At 69.0% G+C, this 21130-nt stretch carries 21 protein-coding genes and 2 pseudogenes; 17 read left to right on the top strand and 6 right to left on the bottom strand.

Annotated features, from left to right (window positions below):
• Positions 1 to 2: 2 nt before the first annotated feature.
• The 8 genes from ACFY4A_RS04015 (at position 3) to ACFY4A_RS03980 (ending at position 7195) form a co-directional block, all read left to right on the top strand.
• Positions 3 to 1322, top strand: a complete 1320-nt coding sequence (locus ACFY4A_RS04015) for a UDP-N-acetylglucosamine 1-carboxyvinyltransferase (RefSeq protein WP_141363662.1) — start codon at positions 3 to 5, stop codon at positions 1320 to 1322.
• Entirely contained in the window at positions 1319 to 2554 is a 1236-nt protein-coding gene (locus ACFY4A_RS04010; RefSeq protein ID WP_390728944.1) for a metallophosphoesterase, read from the top strand. Before ACFY4A_RS04015 ends, ACFY4A_RS04010 begins: the two co-directional genes overlap by 4 nt.
• Entirely contained in the window at positions 2551 to 3090 is a 540-nt protein-coding gene (gene dcd, locus ACFY4A_RS04005; protein WP_141363658.1) for a dCTP deaminase, read from the top strand. The genes ACFY4A_RS04010 and dcd overlap by 4 nt, the downstream gene beginning before the upstream one ends.
• Entirely contained in the window at positions 3087 to 3623 is a 537-nt protein-coding gene (locus ACFY4A_RS04000; RefSeq protein WP_384436168.1) for a deoxycytidine triphosphate deaminase, read from the top strand. The genes dcd and ACFY4A_RS04000 overlap by 4 nt, the downstream gene beginning before the upstream one ends.
• Complete coding sequence (locus ACFY4A_RS03995) at positions 3620 to 4735, top strand: glycosyltransferase family 4 protein (RefSeq protein WP_390728943.1); 1116 nt, start codon at positions 3620 to 3622, stop codon at positions 4733 to 4735. Before ACFY4A_RS04000 ends, ACFY4A_RS03995 begins: the two co-directional genes overlap by 4 nt.
• Before the next feature lie 92 nt (positions 4736 to 4827).
• On the top strand, positions 4828 to 5892 hold the full coding sequence (locus tag ACFY4A_RS03990) for a serine hydrolase domain-containing protein (RefSeq protein ID WP_384436162.1): 1065 nt from the start codon (positions 4828 to 4830) through the stop codon (positions 5890 to 5892).
• 563 nt (positions 5893 to 6455) lie between these two features.
• Positions 6456 to 6578 carry a hypothetical protein gene (locus ACFY4A_RS03985; protein ID WP_390728942.1) on the top strand — a complete coding sequence of 41 codons (123 nt, stop codon included), beginning with the start codon at positions 6456 to 6458 and terminating at the stop codon, positions 6576 to 6578.
• A gap of 113 nt (positions 6579 to 6691) precedes the next feature.
• Positions 6692 to 7195 (top strand): hypothetical protein, encoded by a 504-nt coding sequence (locus tag ACFY4A_RS03980; RefSeq protein ID WP_384436156.1) that lies wholly within the window; start codon positions 6692 to 6694, stop codon positions 7193 to 7195.
• A gap of 29 nt (positions 7196 to 7224) precedes the next feature.
• Here the strand turns inward: ACFY4A_RS03980 and ACFY4A_RS03975 are convergent, their stop codons facing one another.
• From ACFY4A_RS03975 to ACFY4A_RS03965, 3 genes are all read right to left on the bottom strand, one after another.
• Entirely contained in the window at positions 7225 to 8604 is a 1380-nt protein-coding gene (locus ACFY4A_RS03975; protein WP_384436237.1) for an ISL3 family transposase, read from the bottom strand.
• Positions 8605 to 9485: 881 nt separating this feature from the next.
• On the bottom strand, positions 9486 to 9809 hold the full coding sequence (locus tag ACFY4A_RS03970) for a hypothetical protein (protein WP_384436153.1): 324 nt from the start codon (positions 9807 to 9809) through the stop codon (positions 9486 to 9488).
• A 59-nt stretch (positions 9810 to 9868) separates the two neighbouring features.
• Complete coding sequence (locus ACFY4A_RS03965; RefSeq protein ID WP_390827813.1) at positions 9869 to 11659, bottom strand: hypothetical protein; 1791 nt, start codon at positions 11657 to 11659, stop codon at positions 9869 to 9871.
• 208 nt (positions 11660 to 11867) lie between these two features.
• Here ACFY4A_RS03965 and ACFY4A_RS03960 point away from each other — a divergent pair, with 208 nt between their 5' ends.
• Positions 11868 to 12005 carry a hypothetical protein gene (locus ACFY4A_RS03960; RefSeq protein ID WP_384436148.1) on the top strand — a complete coding sequence of 46 codons (138 nt, stop codon included), beginning with the start codon at positions 11868 to 11870 and terminating at the stop codon, positions 12003 to 12005.
• Between the two features lie 197 nt (positions 12006 to 12202).
• Here the strand turns inward: ACFY4A_RS03960 and ACFY4A_RS03955 are convergent, their stop codons facing one another.
• Entirely contained in the window at positions 12203 to 14113 is a 1911-nt protein-coding gene (locus ACFY4A_RS03955) for a TerD family protein (protein WP_390728939.1), read from the bottom strand.
• Between the two features lie 344 nt (positions 14114 to 14457).
• Positions 14458 to 14628, bottom strand: a complete 171-nt coding sequence (locus ACFY4A_RS03950) for a hypothetical protein (RefSeq protein ID WP_172633074.1) — start codon at positions 14626 to 14628, stop codon at positions 14458 to 14460.
• On the opposite strand from ACFY4A_RS03950, the pseudogene ACFY4A_RS03945 reads away from it, so the two are divergent.
• The 8 genes and pseudogenes from ACFY4A_RS03945 to gvpJ all read left to right on the top strand — a co-directional run.
• Positions 14615 to 14812, top strand: a pseudogene (locus ACFY4A_RS03945) (ATP-dependent DNA ligase); the annotation flags it as partial. The gene ACFY4A_RS03950 and the pseudogene ACFY4A_RS03945 overlap by 14 nt on opposite strands.
• Before the next feature lie 36 nt (positions 14813 to 14848).
• Positions 14849 to 15219 (top strand): annotated as a pseudogene (locus ACFY4A_RS03940) (gas vesicle protein).
• A gap of 52 nt (positions 15220 to 15271) precedes the next feature.
• Positions 15272 to 15697 (top strand): gas vesicle structural protein GvpA, encoded by a 426-nt coding sequence (locus ACFY4A_RS03935; RefSeq protein WP_141363643.1) that lies wholly within the window; start codon positions 15272 to 15274, stop codon positions 15695 to 15697.
• Positions 15694 to 16464: a GvpL/GvpF family gas vesicle protein gene (locus ACFY4A_RS03930; protein WP_384440464.1), complete on the top strand. Its 771-nt coding sequence runs from the start codon at positions 15694 to 15696 to the stop codon at positions 16462 to 16464. The genes ACFY4A_RS03935 and ACFY4A_RS03930 overlap by 4 nt, the downstream gene beginning before the upstream one ends.
• 4 nt (positions 16465 to 16468) lie before the next feature.
• On the top strand, positions 16469 to 16732 hold the full coding sequence (locus ACFY4A_RS03925) for a gas vesicle protein GvpG (protein ID WP_141363639.1): 264 nt from the start codon (positions 16469 to 16471) through the stop codon (positions 16730 to 16732).
• The gene (locus ACFY4A_RS03920) at positions 16729 to 17433 is read left to right on the top strand and encodes a hypothetical protein (protein WP_390728938.1); all 705 of its coding nucleotides are present in this window, start codon (positions 16729 to 16731) and stop codon (positions 17431 to 17433) included. Before ACFY4A_RS03925 ends, ACFY4A_RS03920 begins: the two co-directional genes overlap by 4 nt.
• Positions 17430 to 18587 (top strand): SRPBCC family protein, encoded by a 1158-nt coding sequence (locus ACFY4A_RS03915; RefSeq protein WP_390728937.1) that lies wholly within the window; start codon positions 17430 to 17432, stop codon positions 18585 to 18587. Before ACFY4A_RS03920 ends, ACFY4A_RS03915 begins: the two co-directional genes overlap by 4 nt.
• Positions 18584 to 18970: a gas vesicle protein GvpJ gene (gene gvpJ, locus ACFY4A_RS03910; RefSeq protein WP_376549539.1), complete on the top strand. Its 387-nt coding sequence runs from the start codon at positions 18584 to 18586 to the stop codon at positions 18968 to 18970. The genes ACFY4A_RS03915 and gvpJ overlap by 4 nt, the downstream gene beginning before the upstream one ends.
• Positions 18971 to 19263: 293 nt before the next feature.
• Here the strand turns inward: gvpJ and ACFY4A_RS03905 are convergent, their stop codons facing one another.
• On the bottom strand, positions 19264 to 20850 hold the full coding sequence (locus tag ACFY4A_RS03905; RefSeq protein ID WP_376408435.1) for a Na+/H+ antiporter: 1587 nt from the start codon (positions 20848 to 20850) through the stop codon (positions 19264 to 19266).
• Positions 20851 to 21130 lie beyond the last annotated feature (280 nt).

Below are 21130 nucleotides of genomic sequence, written 5' to 3'. Positions count from 1 at the left end.
TGTTGACAGCCGTAGGGGTTCCCCCAGTCGCAGCAGAAGTAGTCGCCATCCGGCCCGGCAGCCCGCTTACCGGTTCCGTTGGTGTCGACGGGTCCAAGAACGCGGCGTTGCCACTGCTGGCCGCCGCCGCGGCCATGCACCGACCGGTGCATGTGGGCAACGTTCCGAGCAACACAGACGTCGAGACCATGCTCACCCTGCTTCAGCAGGCCGGCTGGCACGCGGCCCGCCCCGTCAGCGATCCACACACCGTGGTGATCCTGCCGAGCGACAGAATCCAGTCGGTCCCTGATGCCGACACCGCCGCCCGCATCCGGGCCTCGTACTACCTCGTACCCGCTCTGCTGGGTGCTTACGGGCGAGCCCTACTTCCCTGGCCGGGCGGCTGCCGTATCGGGGAGCGCGGGATGGAGCAGCATTTCAAGGTCTACGAGCGCTTCGGTGACCGTACGACCGTCGACGATCACGGCTACCTCGTGGAGGCAGCATCCGCCCGGACCGGAACGGTTTCGATCATGCTGCCCTTCCGCTCTCGGGGCGCGAGCATCGCTGCTCTCCTGCGTGCGGCCGTAGCCGGACGGCCGCTTCGTCTTGGCCAGCCCAACCTGTCACCGGAAGTGCTCAGCATCGTCGAAGCGCTGCAGGTGGCCGGATGGGAGTGCCGGGTCAGCGAATCCGTCCTGACGCTCGCGCCGCACCCGGCAGCCCCCACGGAGACCATCACCTGGAGGGTGCCCGGCGACAAGATCGAGGCCGGAACGCTGGCCTGTGCGGTCGCGGCGACTGGTGGCGACGCGCGCATCTTCGGCGTACGCGGCGATGACGTCGCTCCCCTGGTCGACGCCCTGCGGTCGCTCGGTGTACCCGCCGGCACCGAGGACGACGTGCTCGCTGTGCAGGCCCGGGACGCCCGCTCCGCCAACAAGCCACTGCGAGCCATCGCTTCCCTCTCCCCCGGCGGTCTGGACGCTGACTTCGAACCACCGCTGATGGCGTTTGCCCTCACCCGCCCCGGCACCCATCTGTTCGCTGACACCATCAACCCGGGCCGCCACGGCAACCTCTTGCCCCAACTCGCGCGCCTGGGTGCCGAGATCCACGAGCTCTCACCCACCGAGTGCCGCTTCACCGGCCCACAGCAGCTGACCGGCGCCGGGGTGGAGACCACCGACATCCGTACGGGCTCCGCCCTGCTCATCGCCGGCCTCACCGCTCGCGGCGTCACCACCCTCGGCGGGCTCGAACAGCTCCGGCGCGGCCATGCCGACCTGCCGACCAAGCTGCATGCCCTCGGCGCCGACATCTGCGAGGTCACCCCGTGAGCCGACAGCTCCGGCGGATCATCGCCACGACCGACGTGCATTCCGCCTTCGACTCGGCCGCAGCGATGCTCGCCCACCTCCACAACGCCAGGGCCGACAGCCTGATCGTGGACTGCGGCGACTTCTTCGAGGGCAGCGGCTTTTACCGGTTGGGCAACGGCCGGATCGAGCACCAGGTCCTCACTGGCCTCTACGACCTGCTCGCACCGGGTAACCACGGCTGGCCGCACTACTTCGAGCCGGCGCTGCACGAGATGACCCTGTGCGCCAATGCAGTCGACGAGAACGGCAAGCCCCTCTTCGACCGCGTACGCATCAAACGCATCGGCGGCCGTCGAGTCGCCGTCACCGCGGTGATCGGACCGCAAGCGTTCAACGCGGTTCCCGTCGACCAACGCGCAGGCCATCAGGTCACCGATCCGGCACAGGCCCTGCGGAAGGTGATGCTGGAACACCATCACTTCACCGACGCCTGGATCGTGTTGTCCCACTCCGGCTTCGACGAGGGCTTGAAGCTCGCCGGCGCGTGCCCGTTCGTGGACGTCATCTTCTCCGGCCACTGTCACAGCGATACCTACGGTCCCGTGCACATCGGCGACACCCTCGTCGTCAAGGGCCACGAACTCGGCCTCGGATACGCCACCGCAGGGCCCGTCGACAGCGGCTGGGACGCCCGCCCGTGCACCTTCCCGAACTCGGCCGCGATCCCCGAGGGCCTCACCGCACTGCACAACGAGATCACCCTCGTGGCACGGACGCTGACGAACCCGCTCGGCACAGTGAACGAGCCATACCGCAATACTCCGTTGGACCGACGCCACCTCCTGACCGAGATCGCCGGCCGACTGCACTCCGGTCTCGGCGCGGACGCGGTCATCCTCAACGAGACCGCCCTGCGTCCCACCCCGCTCGGCCACATCCTGACCCTCGGCGACCTGCTGTCCATCGAGCCCTTCGACAACCAGCTCGTCCACGCCTTCCTCCCCGACGAGCACACCCAGGGCCACGACAAGCTGCTCGGCCACCTCACCGAACGGGTCGGTCCGCTGGTCATCACTCCCACGCCTCTGCCGTCGGCGATACGCAGCGTGCTGACCACCGACTACCTCGCCGACAGCTACCTCGGCGGACGTACGCATCAAGCCGGACTGCGGCTGGGGCAGGCCGCACGAAGTGTCCTGGCCACGCCCTTCCCCTCCACTGCCGGCCTCATCGAAGGAGGCGAACAATGATCCTCACCGGGCCCGAGATCACCGCCGCGACCCACGACGGCCGCCTGGTCATCAGCCCCTTCGAGCCGGACCAGGTCAACCCCAACAGCTACAACGTCCGCCTCGGCCCCACGCTGCTGACCTACACCGCCGCTGAGATCGACGCTCACCGCCCCAACCCCACCCACGAGGTCGAGATCGACCAAGGCGGATACGTACTCCAGCCCGGCGAGCTCTACCTCGGCCACACGGTCGAACATGTCGGCTCCGACACCTTCGTGCCGCTGCTGTTCGGCCGCTCCTCCGTCGGCCGACTGGGCCTGTTCGTAGAGATCACCGCCCCGATCGGAGACATCGGCTTTCACGGCCAGTGGACGCTGATGCTCTCCCCGATCCGCCCGTTGCGCGTCTACACGGGCATGAAGATCGGGCAGATCATGTTCTTCGTCTCCACCGGCGCCATCGACCTCTACCACGGCAAGTACCAGGCCGCCGTGGGCCCCCGACCGTCGGCCTACTGGCGCGACCTTACAAAACTTCGGACGGTGGCCTCGTGATCCTCACCGGCCCCGCAATCGCCGCCGCCGTCCAGACCGGCGAGATCACCATCGAGCCGTACGACCCCGCCCGGATCTCCCCGAATGCCTACGACTGGCGTCTCGGCGACACACTCCGCGTCTGCGACGGTGACCTCGACGCCGCCACCCCAACCACATTCATCGAGCAGCCCATCCCCGCCACCGGCCTGGTGTTGCAGCCCGAGATGCTCTACCTCGGCGTCACGCTGGAGAAGACCGGTTCGGAGACGTACGCACAGATGCTCAACGGCGACCGAACCATCGGCGCCCTCGGCATCTGGGTCCACGTCTCAGCCCCGCTCGGACACCAGGGCCACGCCATCCGCTGGACCCTGGAAATCCGGGCCGCGCGGCCCGTGCGCGTCTACCCGGGGATGACCTTCGGAAAGCTCGTCTTCCTCACCGCCTTCGGCGCCCCGGCCAGCTACCAGCAGCAACCCGCCAAGTACGCGTCGACGGACGGCATCGACATCTCCCGCCTCTACGAAGAGACTCCCGGAGGTGTCCTGTGAGCTCCCGCTCGGCCACCGAGCCGCTGGCCGCCACCTTCCTGGACCTGCCCGCCGGAAGCCCCGGCGGCAGTGTCGAACTCTTCCTCGACCTCTATACGGGTGACCGCCCCCTCATCCCTGCACGCGCGTTCATGCTGGGCCCGTCGAGTCCCAGACGCCCTCTCCCCGCTGGGCTCGACCTGCTGCCCGTGTCGGGGAAGTGCCTGGAGGGTTCCGCCTTCGGTCGCTACGTCTCAGCCCTGCGCAGGGGTCTCGCGATGGCGATCGACCCGACCCAGATCGGCGTACTGTACCTGCAGCACCTCGCCTTCGGGGCCGCTCCCGCCCTGATGCGGGCACTCCCCCTGCATCCCCGCATCGCCTTGGTTCATGGCACGGACCTGATCTTCGCCGAGGCCCACCGCGACCAGCTCCAGGTTCTACGCGAAACCGCCAGGGCAGCCGACGCGATCGTCGTTCCGACAGGGGCAATGGCCGACCACCTCCTCAAGCTCGCCCCACAGATCGACCGCCGAAAGATCACCCGCATCCCCTGGGGCATCCCCGACCACCTGCTCACCGATCCACCGCCCCGCCCCACCCGCACGTCCTCCAGCCACCTGCGACTGCTGTACGCGGGACGGCTGACCGCCGAGAAGGGCGTCGAGGCCCTGGTCAAGAGCGTGGCCCCGGTGCCAGGCGTCGAGCTGAGCATCGCTGCCCCCAGAGCCCAGTTCCATGCCCTGGCCCCGCTACTGCAACGGGCCGGCGTAAGGGCCCGCTACCTCGGATGGCTCCGCCGCCCACAGCTGTGGAGAGCGTTCACCGAGCACGACGTACTGGTCATGCCGTCAACCACCCTGGAGGCCATGGGCCTGGTCGCACTGGAGGCCCAAGCCTGCGGGCTGCCCGTCCTCTACCAACCCGTTCCCGGCCTCAGCGAAGCCCTCGCCGCCTCTGGCGTTGCCACCGACTTCACCCAGGCTGCCGCCCTGGCCCGTGACCTCAACCGGCTGCGCACCTCCCTCGGCCTGTTGCCCGCCCTACGGCAGGCGGGCTACGCAAACGCCGCACGCTATCCACTCTCGGCGACCGCACGATCCCTGACCGAACTCGGCCGCCAACTCGCCTGAACGGTTCCGAGCGGTCCGCCACGCCGCTACCCGGCCCGCTCCGCGAACGTCACTACGCTGGCCGGCGGGATGCCCCAGCGAAGAGGGAGACCATGACGTACGACATCGACCGCATCGAAGCCCTGCTCGACGAAGGCGTCCGCGACAAGGTGTACCCCGGCGCCGTGTGGGCCGTCGGAGACGTCAATGGCATCCGCGCCCAAGGCATCGCTGGTGTCCTCGATCCCGACGAGCCGGACGTGCCGATGCGCGCCGACACTGTGTTCGACGCCGCCAGCCTCACCAAGATCCTCGCTGTCTGGTCATGCATCGGCGCTCTGTGGGAGGACGGCGCCCTCGACCTCGACCAGCCGCTCGGCACCTTCTGGCCGGAGGTCTCCGGCCAGCCCCTCGACGCCGTGACCACCCGTCAGCTGCTGACGCACACGGCTGGCCTTCCCCTGCGTGCCCAGCTGAAGAACCTCTACGGCACCGACAAGGAGGACATCCGCCGAGGCGTGCTGCACGAGCAACTCCACCGGCCACCAGGCGAGGCCGTCGAGTACACCGACCGGGCCGCCCTCATCCTCGGCTACCTCGCCGAACGCCTCTCCGGCCAGACCTTGGACCATCTGGCCACCGTCCGCATCTGGCAACCACTGGGCATGGATAGCACCCGCTTCGGCCCACTGCCCGATCAGATCGCGGATCGCTGTGCCCCGACCGAACTCGACCGGGACACTGACACCCACCTCAAGGGAACCGCCCACGACTTCTCTGCACGCCTCCTGGGTGGCGTCTGCGGCATCGCAGGCGCCTTCACCGTCCTCGACGACCTCGCCGCCTTCCTCCGCTACATGTTGGACACCAGTACCGCACCGCAGCGAGCCGGCTTCGGCCCCGGCTGGACCGCAACGTCACTGACCATCCAGACCGGCACCTTGGCACCCGTGCGTGGCCTGTTCTGGCACACCGCTCCCGGGACCGCCCCAGTCGACGATGTCTGGGTCCACTACGGATTCACCGGAACCGGCACATGGATCTCACCCCGCCAAGGCCGGTGGGCCGCACTGCTGACGAACAAGCTTTACTACACCCGTGACCGGCAGCCCTTGGCCGACGTACGCAACGCCTTCCGTGGTCTGGCCTTTTCGCCAGGTGGATCCGCGCCTATGTGATTCGATCCCTCTGCAGAGGCAATGCTCGGCGGGCCCCGCATGTTGAAGTCGCCTCGACTGTCATACGCGGGTGCCATGCTTCCCGGATGGCCAGCAAGAACAAGCGACGGCGTGGGCAGGTCGGGCCCACCGTACCCGCGAAGCAGAGCAACTCAAGTAGTGGACCCGACGGTTCCCTGTGGATGCGGACGCGCTCAGGGGCGCGGGCGGGCCGCGGGTTTCACTACCAGGATGCCGTCGGAGCGTGGCTGTGCGGCCGCGTACTGTCCCGCGCTCTCGTCATCGATCGCATTGTCCCGGAGGGATTTGAAGACCTCTCCTGTGAAGGCCCGACGCCCTGGCACGTCCAGGTGAAGTCACGCCAGGAAGGTTCCTGGGGTCATTTTGGGAGCCGTTTGGGAGCTGACTTCAATAGCGGGCTCCCGGGTCGCCGCCAGAGCCTGGCCGCCCCAAACGGCATGTGGCGCGCCCTGCACGCCGTGGTCGTCGGTGATCCGCTGCAGCTGGCACCCGTCGTTGTCCTACTGTGGACCGCGCAGCGTGCCCTACGCGAAGAAGATGGCATGGGCTGGGAATGGCCGCCCAGCCGCACCTCGGTACAGCAGCTGGCCGACCGCACCAACCACTATGGCACCCTGCTGCCCGCCGAGCTCCCCGACGTTCCCACGCGGTGTAGACCGCGGTGATGGGGCTCCTTGAAAATGGCTCTGGCCGCAGTTTCGTGAACCACTGCGCCTGGTGCGCCAGCAGAGAGACGCACCGGTCGGCCGTGGTCCCGACCGTAGGGCATGCTGTTGCGGTGAGTGATCCTCAACCAGCATGGCAGCAGTGGCTGAACAGCTTGGACCTGCCGCAGAAGGCCGTCGCGGAGTCGCTGCGTGCCCAGTTCAGCACCCTCGGCGTAGCCGATCCTGTCGACCTGATCAAGTCGGAGGTCATGGAAGACCTTCCGCAACTCGCGCGATTCGTGCTGCTGCGGAGCCTGTGGCGCGGCGCGATCGACGGCTGGTCCGACGCGGTCTTGCTCGGTCAACTGCCCGCCGCGCAGAGGCTTCTTGCCGCCGGGGCGGACAGGGAGGACCTTGTTCGCTTGGTCCGAGCAGTTGCCTATGAGGCGGTGTTCGCGACGCTCGACGAGCTGGACGCCGGCGGCGCTGTGAACGTGTCGGGCGTGGAGGCCGGCTGGGTGGTCATGGAGTCGGGCGAAGATGGCTCCCCGACCGGGCGAGCCCTGTCGGGCCTGCATGAAGACCTCCTGACAATGGATCCCAGCGGGCGCGACGGAGCTGACCTCTGGCAGTGAGGGCAGACCTTTGGGCTGGTCATTGCAGCTCACAGCTGGGTGAGGATCCGGGTCCGGAGAAGCTCGAACGAGGCTCGGCCATACATGGCTCGCTTGAGCGTTTTCACCCGGTTCACGTGCCCTTCGACGACGCCGGAACTCCACGGCAGGGTGAGGCCCGCGGTGACGGCGTCCAGGTCCTGGCGGAGGAAGCCGGCGAAGCCCCGCATCGGCTTCGGCGCTTCCTGTTCGGCCTGGCGGATCCGTTCCAGCAGCAGGCAGCCGCGTCGGTGACGGACGAGATCGGCGAAGGCGCGAGCGAGGTCGCAGGCGCGGGTGATGTCAGGGCAGGCAAGCCGGACCTGAAGGAGCCGTTGATCCTGGCTCTTGGTGAGGGTGTCGCGGGGCTGCATGATCCAGGAAGTGATCTTGCGGGGGCTGGGGATGTCGCCCCGGACCGGTTCGGCGGTACCTGCCCGCAGGGCGGCGAGGTGCTTGCGGACGACCTGGCGGCTGCCCCGGTAGCCGCGTTCGTGGATCTCCTGGAACAGGCGGGTGCCGCTGACCTGGCCTTGAGTCTCGGCGAACCGAGCGTTGAGGTATGCCTTGAACGGCTCCAGTACCCCGTTGGGGCGGCGGTCGCGGGCCGAAGCCAGCAGTTGGTCGAGGTCGGTGTCGCGGAAGCGGGGCACGGTCTTGCGGTCGAGGTTCAGCCGCCGGGCGATCGCGCTGATCGTCCAGCCCTTCTCCACCAAGCGGTGGATGTCCTCGTAGCGGTGACGGGTCCGCTCGACGATCTGGGTGCGGGGCAATTCCGGTACCGGCACTTCCATCGGCACCGGTTCCGGCACCGTAATCTCTGGCTCCTGTTCGGCGCGTTTGGGCAGGCAGTCGCGGTGCTGGTGGCAGGTTTTCTCCACCGTGGCAGACAGGTTCTGAAGCAAGTGCCAGCGATCAGCGACTTCCAGGGCGCTGGGGGCGGCCTCCTTGACCGCCTTGGTGTAGGCGCTGGCCCGGTCCCGGCAGATGATCTCGGCGCCGGGGTGGTCCCTGAGCCAGGCTGCGAACGTCTCCGAGGTGCGGTCGGGCAGCACGTCCACGACCCGGCCGGCCTCGACGTCGACCAGCACGGTGCCGTAGGTGCAGCCTTTGCGGAAGGCGAACTCGTCCGCCCCCAGCACCCGCGGCGCCCGGTCCGGCACCGTCGGCGCCGTCAACAGCCTGAGCAGTCGGGTCCGGCCCGCGGCCATCCGCAGACGCCGGCACAGCCTGGCGGCCGGACGGCCGCCGAGCTCGATCGCGATCGACCGCAGCCAGCCCGTCAGCCCGGTGCTGGAGCGGCGGTGCCGCTCGGACAAGCCCGGCACCTGCTCGACGAACGTCTTGCGGGAACAGATCTTCCGTTCGCAGAAGTACCGACGCACCCGCAGCCGGACAATGACCTAGCGAGGGCCTAACGGCCGCTCGTCCAGGGTGCGTTGATACATGCTGTGTACGCGTCTCGCCTGCTTGCGGCAGTCCGGGCACCGACCCGGACGAGCCGTCGACACCGCCTCCACCACCAAGACGCTGGAGAAGTCGCTCACCCGCTCCACCCGAACATCGATCCCGGAAAACAGCACATCGTCGACCGTCTTGCTCGCCACGGCAGGAGACACTCTGCCGAAACGATCCCTCGTTCCCGCTGCTGACCTGGGGATTCACGAAACTGCGGACAGAGCCATTTTCAGAGAGCGCCAACAGCGGGGCCTCGCCGCGCGTCCACCGGCGCTGCAACAACCTCACGTTCAGCATCAGCAACGCGATTCCTACGACAGCTTCATGGTGTACGGCACACCCGACCGAGGCCCCTACCGCTACGGTCCCAGCAGCTGCTGGGTGTACGTGACCGCCGCCGGCGCCGAGGGGCAATGGATCCTCGAGGAGGGGATGGCGCTGCGCCGCATCTTCGAACGGCTACGGGGCGACGGCGGTATCGACCTCGCCCGGGACGTGTACGGGATCAGCCCCTCCCGCGGCGTCGTCCTCGGGGCGCGGGAGGACCTGCCGGGGCCTGCTGCCCGACGGTCGAGTCGGGCAGCATCCATACGACCCGAGGGAAGGAGGCCAACGTCGTGGTCCTCATCCTCGGCACAGACGCGCGACGCCCCGGCGCCCGCGCCTGGGCTGCCTCCCGCCCCAATCTCCTGTTCTTCATCGGCAACCGCGACGCTTGGCGTGACCAGCGGTTTTTCGCCACCCTCGCCGACACGCTGCCCACGCACGACTGGCGACGAGGGCGACCCCTCCCCACCTCTACCGGGGGCGTTCGTTAGGCGAGCGCGGAGACCGCCGAGAGTGTGGACGCGATGAGGGACACAAGGCCGGGCACGCCTCCGCACTTCTGCTGGATCTTCTCCAACAGCCCTCTGGCCACGGCCCGCCCCTCGGGGTTGTCCAGCGTTTGCTCGGCTACCGTGTCCAGGAAGCCGACGCACAGCTCGTAGTCCTCGACTTGGTCCCGTTCACGCTCCATGCCCTGCCGGATCCGCACCAGGAGCTCGGTGATGCCTTGTAACTCCTCCCGACCGAGACCGGAGTTGTCCTGGCTCTGGGTCGAGTGGAAGGCCCCCGGCTGGTTCTGCACGTTCTGCATGGATCCGCTGTTCTGAATGCCTGTGTTGGTGCCACCCGGCTGTTGCCTGCGACCGAACATCACACTGCCCCTCCTGCCTTCTGATGAGAGCCCACGGCCCCCGGCTGGTTCTGCACGTTGCTCATTTCACCGGTGTTGATGATGCCGCTGTTGAGGACGACCGTGATTCGTTTCCTGTACTCGCCGGTGTCCACGTTGTGCTCGACGAGGAAGCCCTCGACCGCAGCGAGGACGCGGCCCTGCATCATCTCGATGTAGCGGCGGGCGTCGTCGTACTGAAGCATGTCGTCCATGTATCGGGTCGAGTAGACCTCGCGCAGGCTCACCGGCCCATTACCGGGGTCCTGGGCGGGCCGCAGCTCGCTGTTCTTGGCTCGCTTGAAGAGCCGGACCACGAACCAGCCCGTGTCCACGGCGGCGAGGTACGCCGTGCGCCGCCGCCATGCCCACCCGGCGCCTGCCGCCTTCCTCTCCGCCTCGCGTACAACGGGGTGGACCGGGTTGACAACGTGGGGGCGGACGACGACCCGCAGGTAGTGGTTCTCGTAGGCGAAGCCCACGAAGATCGAGGCCACCAGTTCGCCGTCCCAAGAGGTCATCCGCACGCACAGAAAACGTCGGGCGACCTTCGGCGCACGTTGCGCGTTCGCTGCCATTACGCCTTCCCGGGCCAGTGTGACCAGCCCCTCCCACCATTCGGGCGTCAGCGCCTCCCAGCGGTCAGCCGCGATAGCCGCGACACCGAACACCTCCTGCTGGCTGTCGGGGTGGTAGTCCGGCAGTGGCTTTATGGGACGCTGCAGTTCACGGGCTACATGCGCGTGCAGGTCGTCCGGGGTGAACCGGACTACCCCCTCACCAGGGCGGGACCCGGCCAACAGTTCCTCCACACCGGGTAGAGCCCGTAAAGGGCTCTTTCCGTCTTCAGAGCCCTGGCCGTCGTCCTCGTCCCTCGGCTTGGCCGGCGTCACGTCAATACCGATCTGGGTCTCGAACCAGACCTTGCCGGCCCCGACGAAGTGGTACTTCGCTCCCGAGGCACGGACCTGGTTCTGATACGGCACGACCTCCCCATACGACGTGTCCCGGATCCGCTCCACCGCCCGTCGGAACCGACGGGGCACATCGGCACCCCACGTCTCACCAGCGTCGGCGCCAATCACCGCGCGTAGCTGCCTCTGGGCGAGCACCCGATCCATATAGAAGGCCGCCCACAGCCCGATCAGGACCACCAGCGGCGCCAGGTAGGCGAGCGGTGTCAGCACCCACAGCCCGCCCGCCGCACAGGCCAGGACAGTGAGAGCACGACGCAGCCACAGCAGGCGTTGAACCTGCGCGCACGCGTTCAGTACGGGCTCCAGGTCGAAGCCCTGCGACGGCACCGGCCGCCCTCCGGCCGCGATCCGGCAGCGCACCCATCGCGCGTACTCGTGGCCAACCAGTACCCGTGGCTGACTGGGCGCGGTCGGCTCCTCCTCGTCGTCCAACAGCTTCTTCAGCTTGTCTTGCTCACCAGCGATGGCCCGCTTCGCGGCCTGCTCCAGGCGCCGCTCGCGCACCTTCTTGGGGGTGAGTCTGTCGCCGAGCTGCTTTGCCTTCTTCCGCCGCCACTTTCCGAGCTTCTCGGCGAACTCCTCGGCTCTGTCCGGCCGCAGGTGCGCGACCGCGCACAGTAATCGGGTGGGCTCGGTCATTCCGCCTATGCCATGGCCGGCCGGATGGTGGCCATTCACCCCGTACAGCGGCACCGTCGGCACCTTCAGCAGCGACCAAGCTTCGTCTGCCTTGCCTTTCGCAGATCTTGCTGACTCCGTGTCCATGCACCCCCCCGATGAGCGATCGTGCCCCACCCAGGCGGTCGCTGCCTAGCACGCCTAAGCGCCCCAATAGCACCAAATCGGCGCCGATGGACGGAAGTTCGGACGCGACGATGCACCGGAGCGGGTTCGGTGGCGAGGAACCGCTGCCGGGCCCGACCGGGGCAGCCGACCGGTTCGCCCTCGCCGGTTACTACCTCCAGCGCTTCCCACCCGCGCGTACGCCGTCCTGCTCAACGTCATGCACAACGCCGCCCAGCCCTTCGGCACCCCGGCCCCGGCCCACCCCAACGTCTCGACCACCATCTGGCGCACCCTGGCCGGCTCCACCCGCGGGATCTACGCCTTCGAATGCTCCTTCAGCCTCGACATCGTCTGAGCTCACCTCGACGGCCTCGACTTCAACCGCGCCACCCGCCTCGGTCTGACCGCCGGCGGCCTGGTACGCGACATCACCCCCCACTACGAGCCCCGCGAACCTCTCGGCTTCGCCCTGACGTGAGCCTTGCACCCGCACGGCCGAAGGCACGCCGCACGGGCCGAGCAGCACCGGTAGGCGTTCGGGTGCCTCCTGGGTCACTCGGCGACGTCAACGCCGTAGCCGCGGGCCAGGTCGGCTAGACCGTGGTCGTAGCCCTGCCCGACGGCACGCAGCCGCCAGCCGTCGCCTCGGCGGTAGATCTCGGCGAGGATCATGGTGCGCTCGGTGGTGGCAGCGTCGAGGGTGGCCCGGGCGGTCGGGGCCGCGCCGATCCCGCCGGTGGCGGTGATCTCGATGGCGCCGATGTCGGAGAACGTAGCAGTGCCGTCGATCGCGGCGGCGATGACGACCCGGTGGACCTCCAGGGGCAGTCGCTCCAGGTCAGCGGTGACGGCCTGTTCCGTGGGGCCGTCCGTAGCGAGCCGTACGGTGCCGTCCGGATGCTCGGGTGCGCCGTAGAAGACGAAGTCCTCATCTCCTGCTACCTGCTCATGCGCGTCGAGTGCGAAAGCGACGACGTCCACCTCGCAGGTGGTGTGCTGACCCCACGCGGCGGCCACCGTCCAGGCTGTGTCGGCGTCGGGCAGGTCGATGACGGCGCCTCGGACCAGTACGTCTGCCGTGTCCGGCTGGTTCCCGGCCGTGCTCTGTGCCGGCGCGGGTATCGGGGCAGGGGCGGGTGCGAGGAGCCAGTCGGCGTCGTGCACACGCAGTCCGAGGGAGGCGATGCGGCTCATGCGCCGGTCCGATTCGCCGCCTGGCAGCACCACGATGTCGGTCACTCTGGCCGAGAGGTTGACCGCTGCGGAGGCACCGAGATCGACAACGCGAGCGCGTGCCGCCGCGGCCTCCTGGTGGGTGCCTCCCAGGACCAGGACCCGTCGCCCGGCCAGCGACCGGTCTGCGCCGGCAGTGGGTGTGGTCGGTGCAGTGGTGCGCTGGGCGGGGACGTTCGGCGCGGGCGTGGCCTGTGCAGTCGTAGCGTTCCCAGGTGTCTCGGCCGTGCGGCGTTGCCCGGCGGTGCCGATGCGGGCGGTGCCCTTGGCCTGACCGGGCTGCACATTCTCCAGCAGCCGCAGGTAGGTCGGCTCGTCCACGAGGGGGACGCCCTCGGCCGTGGCACGACGCAGTTTGCCGGATGCGGCGCCGGGATCGTTGGTGACGACGACGCTGGTCTGGCCGCTGACCGAGGTCATCATGTTCAGCCCGGCCGCCACCGAGCGGGCGACCAATTCCTCGCGGGAGATCTGGGTGTCCCCGGTGATGGCGACCTTCATCCCCTGCACTAGTGGCCCGCCCGCCGCCAGGCGGCCGGGATTGCGGTAGGCGCAGGGAGTCTTGGGGACGTAAGGCTTGTAGTCCTGGCGGGGCGGGCAGGTCAACAGTGGCAAGGGGAGGCCCAGTTGCTCGGCGGCGTCGAGCGAGCCGTGCAGGACGCCTGAGAGTACCCGTACGTCGTCTCGTGCGTCGTGGGGGACTTCCAGCCGGCGTACGTTGTCGACGGTCTTGCCGTACGCCTGCGCGGACGCGCCGCACGAGTTGTTGCCGATCATGCCGCCCAACGCGCAGTGGCTGTGGGTGGAGGGCTTCGGCCCGAACTGCAGTGTGTGGTCGGACAGCCGCTGGTTGAGTGCGTCGAGGACGATGCCCGGTTCGACCACGCAGGTGCGCGCGTCGGGATCGACGGAGATCAGGGCCTGGCAGTACTTGGTCCAGTCGATCACCACGGCGGTGTTCGTCGTCTGTCCCGCCAGGCTGGTGCCGCCACCGCGGGACAGCCCCGGCGCGCCGAACCGGGCGCACACCCGCACGGCCTCTGCCCCGGCCTCCACGGTGCGCGGGACGACGACTCCGATCGGCACCTGCCGGTAGTTGGAACCGTCCGTGGCGTACGCGCCTCGGCTCCCGGCGTCGAACCGTACCTCCCCGTCCACGGCCTCGCGCAGCGCCGCCTCCAGGCCGGCCACGTCCACCGCGGAGGCGTCGAGGGGGGATGTGCCACTCATCCGGGGCATCGGGGGCAACCGCCTTCCTGGACCGTGCAGGACGTCCTGGGCCGTGCGGACGGCGGCCCTGTCGCCGTCATCCACCGCGAGTACCCGCCCTTGCAGTGTGCAAGGGCGGCTTTTCGGGCGCCCGCCGGACGGCGCGGAAGCGGCGGTGCGGTGAGGGCGGCACGGCAGTACGGGACAGACGTCGGCGGCGCCGGACCTATGGGGTCGGCACATGAGCCCGGTCGGGTGAGGTCTCCATGCCGAGCGTGCGGTACGACCCGCACGTGCTGCGGCCGCTGGGCACCACACTCAACGCGGCGGCCCGCGCGCTGGAGACCGCCTGGCGGCGGGCCAGCTCAGAGCCTGTCGTCGGTCACGGTCAGCTCCCTGCTCAGTAGGCCCGTCCAGCTCTCCGCGATGGCGTCGACCAGTTGCTCGCGCTGGCCGCCCCAGCGGCCCGGGGTCCAGTTGCGGGCGGCGTAGTCGAGCTGGACGATTGCCAGCCCCCCACCCCCCGACCGGCTCACCACAGCCGTCCGCAAGAAGGACCGCGGTGACCGCCTCTACCTGGACGTACAGCGCAACGGCTACGCCCAGACCGCGGCCGCCCCCTTCACCGTACGGGCCCGCCCCGGTGCGCCCGTCGCCGTCCCCGTCTCCCGGGACCAGCTCGCCGACCCGGCCCTCAGGCGCGCCCGCGGAGGTTTGGCCTAGCAACCTGCGGCCACCCGAAAAAAGGAGGTGGCCATGTCGAACGCATATAACGCATCAGGGTCACAGAATTCGCAAAAGTAACAAAATCGAAGGAGTCACGCACTGGCTACAACAACAGCACGATGGGCCACCGGCCGAGCCCGATGCAGGTGCTGCGCGAGGCGCGCGCCCAGTTCGCCGAGCTGACCGGCCTGACCGCCGAGTCCGTCACGTCGTTCGGGCAGACGGAGGACGGCTGGTCGCTGGAGGTCGAGGTCCTCGAACTCGTTCGAGTGCCCGACACCATGAGCCTGATGGCGAGCTACCTGGTCGAACTCGATCCGCAGGGGCAGCTCACCGGTTACCGGCGCCTGCGCCGCTACGAACGCGGACGCGCCGACGCACACCGGCCCGGCGGCCACTAGGCCGCCCGCTCGCAATCACAGTCCCACACACAGACAAGGAGGCGCGGTTGGCATGACCGTTGTTCCGGCACAGACGTCCGGTGGCGGAGGCGGCAGCAGCGGCCTCTACGACGTACTGGAACTCGTCCTCGACAGGGGGCTGGTGATCGACGCGTTCGTGAGGGTTTCCCTGGTAGGCATCGAGATCCTGAAGATCGACGTGCGTGTCGTCGTCGCCAGCGTGGACACCTACCTGCGCTTCGCGGAGGCGTGCAACCGGCTCGATCTGGAGGCCGGTCCGCACAGGACCCCGGGCCTGCCCGACCTCGTCGGCGAGGTCACCGAGTCCGGTGCGCGCGGCAAGGCCAAGGGCGCGCTGTCCGGCGCCGCGGAGACCGTCTCCGACGCCTTTAAGCAGGCCCGTGAGGAGCACTCGGACGAGACCCGGCCGCGGGCCCGCAAGCCTACGTCGGCGCGCCGGAGGGAGGAGCAGGAGTGAGCACGTACGTCTACGGGATCACGGCCGCCACGCACCCCTCGCTGCCGGAGGGCATGGGCGGTGTAGGCGATCCGCCGCGCGGGATACGCATCCTCAAGGCGGGCGAGCTGGCGGCGGTCGTCAGCGACGCGCCCGAGGGGCTGCGCCCCAAACGGCGGGACCTGCTCGCCCACCAGAGCGTGCTCAGCGAGGCCGGCGCGGGCGGCTGCGTGCTGCCGATGCGGTTCGGCAGTGTCTCCCCGGACGACGACACCGTCACCGGCGTGCTCACCGAGCGCGCCGAGCACTACAAGGAGCGCCTTCGGGCGCTGGACGGCAAGGTCGAGTACAACGTCAAGGGCAGTCACGTCGAGGAGGCGGTGCTGCACCGCGTGATGGCCGAGAACCCCGAGATCCGGTCCCTGGCGGAGGCCAACCGGCGCTCCGGCGGCGGAGGTTACGAAGACAAGCTCCGGCTCGGTGAGCTGGTCGCGGCCGCCGTACAGGCCCGCGAGGCCGACGACGCCCGCGAGATCGTGCACGCCCTTGAGCCGCGGGCCGCCGCGGTCAGCGACGGCCCGCCCTCCACCGGCTGGCTGGTCAACGCGTCGTTCCTGGTGGACCGGTGCTCGGCAGACGAGTTCCTGGCCGCCGTCGAAGAGGCCCGCAAAGACCTGCCCCACCTCGATCTGCGCGTCAACGGCCCGCTGCCGCCGTACAGCTTCGTCGAGCCCGGCCCCGCCGAGCCCGCGAGCACCACGGCGGGGGCCGACGCGGGAGCGGAGTGACGCCATGGGTCTCATCTCCGAGGTGCTGCTGCTGCCGTTCGCTCCGGCGCGCGGCAGTGCGTGGGCAGTCAGGCAGGTACTGCGCGAAGCCGAGCGCATCTACTACGACCCGGCCACGGTACGGGCCGAACTGGCGCGACTGGAAGAGAAGTTGGAAGCGGGCGAGATAACCGAGGAGGAATACGACCGCCGGGAGGACGAGCTCCTGGACCGGCTGGAGATCGGCATGCGCGGGGGCGCGGGGACAGGTGAGGGGACAGCACGATGAATCGAGTGGCACTCGGCCTCGCGGTAGGGACCGGATATCTCCTGGGACGGACGAAGAAAGCGAAACTCGCCCTCGCCGTGGGCAGCATGGTGGCGGGCAAGAAGCTGAACCTCGGCCCGCGCGGAATCGCGGAGCTGGTCAACCAGCAGATGGTGAACAACCCGCAGTTCAAGGAGATCGGGGATCAACTGCGCGAGGAACTGCGGGGCGTGGGCAAGGCGGCCTCAGGGGCCATGGTCGAACGGCAGATGAACGCGCTCGCCGACCGGCTGCACGGGCGGACCGCGCAGGTCCGCGACGAGCTCGCCGGCGTCGTGCCACAGCCCGGCGGGGAGGAGGCCGAGGGGGAGGACGCGTACCCGGACGAGTACGAGGAGCGGGAGGGCCGCGAGGCCGAGGAGGAGACCGAGCCCGCGGGCGAGGCCGCAGACCGGGGCGAACCGGCCCGGAAGGAAGCGGCCCAGGAGAGGCCCCCCGCGAGGAAGGCACCCGCCAAGAAGGCGCCCGGGAAGAAGACCGCAGAGAAGGTGTCGGCGGACACACCGGCCAAGAAGAGGCCCCCCGCGAAGAAGGCCCCCGCCAAGAAAGCGGCGGCGAAGAAGACGGCGGCCGGGCGCCCGGCCGCGAAGAAGACGGCCGCGGCCGGCGACGCGACCCGCGCTGCCCGCTCCCGGCGGCCGAAGGGTGATGGTGACCGATGACCGAGGCTCTGGGATCCGTGACCTCCACCGCCGACAGGGCGGCGGGCGGCGCGACGAAGAACAACCCCTTGACCGACCTCGCCCACAGCGAGGCCGCCGACCGGCTCAAGGCCGAAGCACAGGACTACCTCGCAGCCCAGGCCGAACGGCTGCTGGCCGGCTTCGGCCACAAGCTCGGCGAGACCACCGGCAAGCTGACCGACATCGCCGAGGGCAACAGCCCCGGCTTCGCCAAGCTCGCCCTCGACACCGGCCGCAAGCTCGCCGAGGGCAAGGGCCCGCTGCGCTCGGCCCTGGAGCTGGGCGCCTCCCGTGCCAAGGAGAGCGTCATGGGCGCGCTGAAGAGCCTCGGGGGCGGCAAGGGCAAGCGCAAGCGCGGCGGGGGCAACAAGCCCATCGTCATCATCGAGTCCGTCGACGTCGGCGTGCCGCTGCGCACCGCCTACGACCAGTGGACCCAGTTCCAGGACTTCAGCACCTTCGCCAAGGGCGTCAAGAGCGCGAGCCGCGCCGACGACACCCACTCCGACTGGCAGCTGAAGGTGTTCTGGTCCAGCCGAAGCTGGAAGGCCCACACCATCGAGCAGGTGCCCGACTACCGCATCCAGTGGACGTCGGAGGGCGCGAAGGGCACCACGAAGGGCGTCGTCTCCTTCCACCGGCTGGAGGAGAACCTCACCCGAGTCCTGCTGGTCATGGAGTACTACCCGAGCGGCCTGTTCGAGAAGACCGGGAACATCTGGCGGGCCCAGGGCCGCCGCGCCCGGCTGGACCTGAAGAACTACGTCCGCTTCATCACCCTCAAGGCAGAGGCCGACGAGGGCTGGCGCGGCGAGATCCGCGACGGCGAGGTCGTCCGCAGCCACGAGGACGCGGTCGAGGAGGAGGAGCGGGAGGCCGCCGAGGGCACGGAGGGGGAGCCCGAAGAGGAGGAGGGCCCTTACGCCGAGGAGGAAGAGCCTGAGGAGGAGGAAGAGCCCGAAGAGGAGCCCGAGGGAGAGGAAGAGCCCGAAGAGGAGCCTGAGGAGGAGGAAGAGCCCGAAGAGGAGCCTGAGGAGGAGGAAGAGCCCGAGGGGGAGGAAGAGCCTGAGGGGGAGGAGGAGGCCGAGGAAGAGGAAGAGCCCGAGTACGCCGAGGGCGGGGGCCGCCGATGACGACGCCCAGCCGACTGCCCGAACCGTACGGCCCGAGCAGCGGGGCCAACCTCGCCGACATTCTCGAGCGCGTGCTCGACAAGGGCATCGTCATCGCGGGCGACATCCGCATCAACCTGCTCGACATCGAACTGCTCACCGTCAAACTCCGGCTCGTCATCGCCTCGGTCGACAAGGCCAAGGAGATGGGTATCGACTGGTGGGAGAGCGACCCGGCGCTCTCGTCCCGCGCCCGTCGCGACGAACTCGCCCGGGAGAACGCGGAGCTGCGCGAGCGGCTGGCGCGGCTGGAGGAACTGGAGCTGGACCGCGGCCGACGGGAGCCGGACCGCCTGGAGCGGGGCCGCGTGGACCAGGACCGTGCCCGTAAAGAGGCACCATGACCGGACTGCGGTACGTCTACGCCGTCTGCTGGCCCCTCGGCGCGCCCCTGGGCATCCGCTGGGGCGGCAGACCAGCCCTCGCCTCGTGATCGAACAACTCGGCGAATGTTGTCGGGCATGCTCTCACGCTTGGCGGAGCGACGAGAGGAACGCGCACCGGGTCGGGCTTGGCACTTCGCCGGGCGTGATCGGCAGGCTTGATCCACTCTGGGGGAGCCGTCCGGGGCCGACCACAGCCGTTCCGGCGAACGTCCCCGGTCAGAGCAGTAGCTAGGGATTACCGGGGCTGCTGGTCAGCCGCGGGCGCGGAGGCTGGCTTCTTCGAGGTCGAGTTCCCGCTGGATCCGGCGCCGGGTGGCATTGCTGATCTTGTTCGCTTCGTAGAGGCGCTGGAGCTCGGCCGCTTCGATTGCGATGAGTGTCCGACGTATCTCGCGGTAGGCGTCGGCAGGACGGGCGTCGGGGTCGCTGTAGTGGGCATCTTCGGCCTGGTGGATGCGCGCCTCCAATTGGCGACGGGCCTGTTTCAAGGCGGTCTCGGCGGCGGCACCCAGATCCGCGAGCTGATCCAGATCGCCAAGCTGTTTGAGCTCTTCGAGAGCGGCCTTCGCAATGTGTCGGCGGGTCCGGACCTCCTCGCGCACGGAGTGCTCCGGCTCCAGAGCGATGCCGGAGAGGCGTACGACAGGGGCGAGGGTGAATCCCTGGAAGATGAGGGTGAGCGCGACGGTTCCGGTGGTGAGCATGAGGATGAGGGCCCGGTGCGGCAGCGGCGCCCCTGTGTGGGTGGTCAGGGGGATGGAGAGTGCGGCGGCCAGCGGCATGACGCCTCGGGTGCCTGCCCAGGACAGGACGGCCGGAACGCGCCAGGAGAGGCGACTGTCGCCCTCTCTGTGCCGGTATTGGATCAGGGCAGAGAGCGGGAAGATCCACAGCAGGCGGATCGTGAGCAGAGTGAAGACGATCACCGGGACCCACAGCGGCCAGCCGTGCTCGTCGTGCGCGAGCTGACGGACGAGAGAGGGGAGTTCGAGGCCGATGAGAGCGAAGACGACGCTCTCCAGCAGGAAGGTCACGGTGTCGTAGACGGCGTGGACCTGGAGGCGGTTGGGGGCGCTGCTGAGTTTGTGGCCGGCGCTGCCGAGGACGACCCCGGACACAATGACGGCAGTCACTCCGGAGGTGTGCGAATCGTCCGCGATGACGTACGAGGCGTACGGCGTGACCAATGCGATCACGGTCTCCAACATGGGGTCCTCGGTCCGTCTGCGGATGAGAGTCACCACTGCGGCGACAGCCGCGCCGATGAGGGCTCCTCCGCCCGCAAGGATCAGAAACTGTCCGACGGTTCCAGACACGGTGATGGCGCTGCTGGAAACCGCGGTGGCCACGGCGACCTTGTACAGGACCAGGGACGTGGCATCGTTGAACAGGCTTTCCGCCTGCACCATCACCTGCACACGGGGTGGGAGGGAAAGGCGCCGACCGAGCGCGGAGACCGCCACGGGGTCGGTGCTGGCCAGGACAGATCCGAGGATGAACGCGGACGCCGTGGTGAGCGGTGTGATCGCTCGCGCGACGTACCCGACAGCGATGGCTGAGGCGAGAACCAGGCCGAAGACCAAGCCGGTCACAGGCCGCCACACGGTGCGCAGGTCACGGACAGAGATTTCCCCGGCCGAGGCGAAGAGTAGTGGCGGCAGCACCAACACACTGATCACGTGCGGCGGCAGGCGGACCCCGGGGACCCAGGGCATCAACCCAACGATCAGACCGGCAACCACCAGGAGCGAAGGGGCGGGCATACGCCAGCGCCGAGCGCCGGTCGTCACGGCTGTGGCCAGGACCACGAGCAGCAGGATGACGGTCAGGCCGGTCATGGAACGTCCCCGGTGGGTTACGGCTTGTTACCCCCTCTGACCAGGTGCTTAATCAACGTAACCGACCTCGGGCCGTGATGCAGCTCACATGGGGCCGCGACCGTCCAGGGTGCGGCAGTCGTTACGGCGGCGCACCGCCGGCTTCCGTCCGCCGAGGCACCGGTTCAGCGCCGTGGTGCCGTCGGCCCTTTCACTGCCCGGCCTTGGGTCAAGGCCCGATGCCCACCGACTTCCACTCGACGTGCCAGTAGATCACCACACCCGGGCCGCGGTAGCGCTG

Source organism: Streptomyces sp. NPDC001292 (assembly GCF_042896465.1).
Lineage (GTDB): Bacteria > Actinomycetota > Actinomycetes > Streptomycetales > Streptomycetaceae > Streptomyces.
This window is presented reverse-complemented; position numbering and strand designations above follow the sequence as displayed.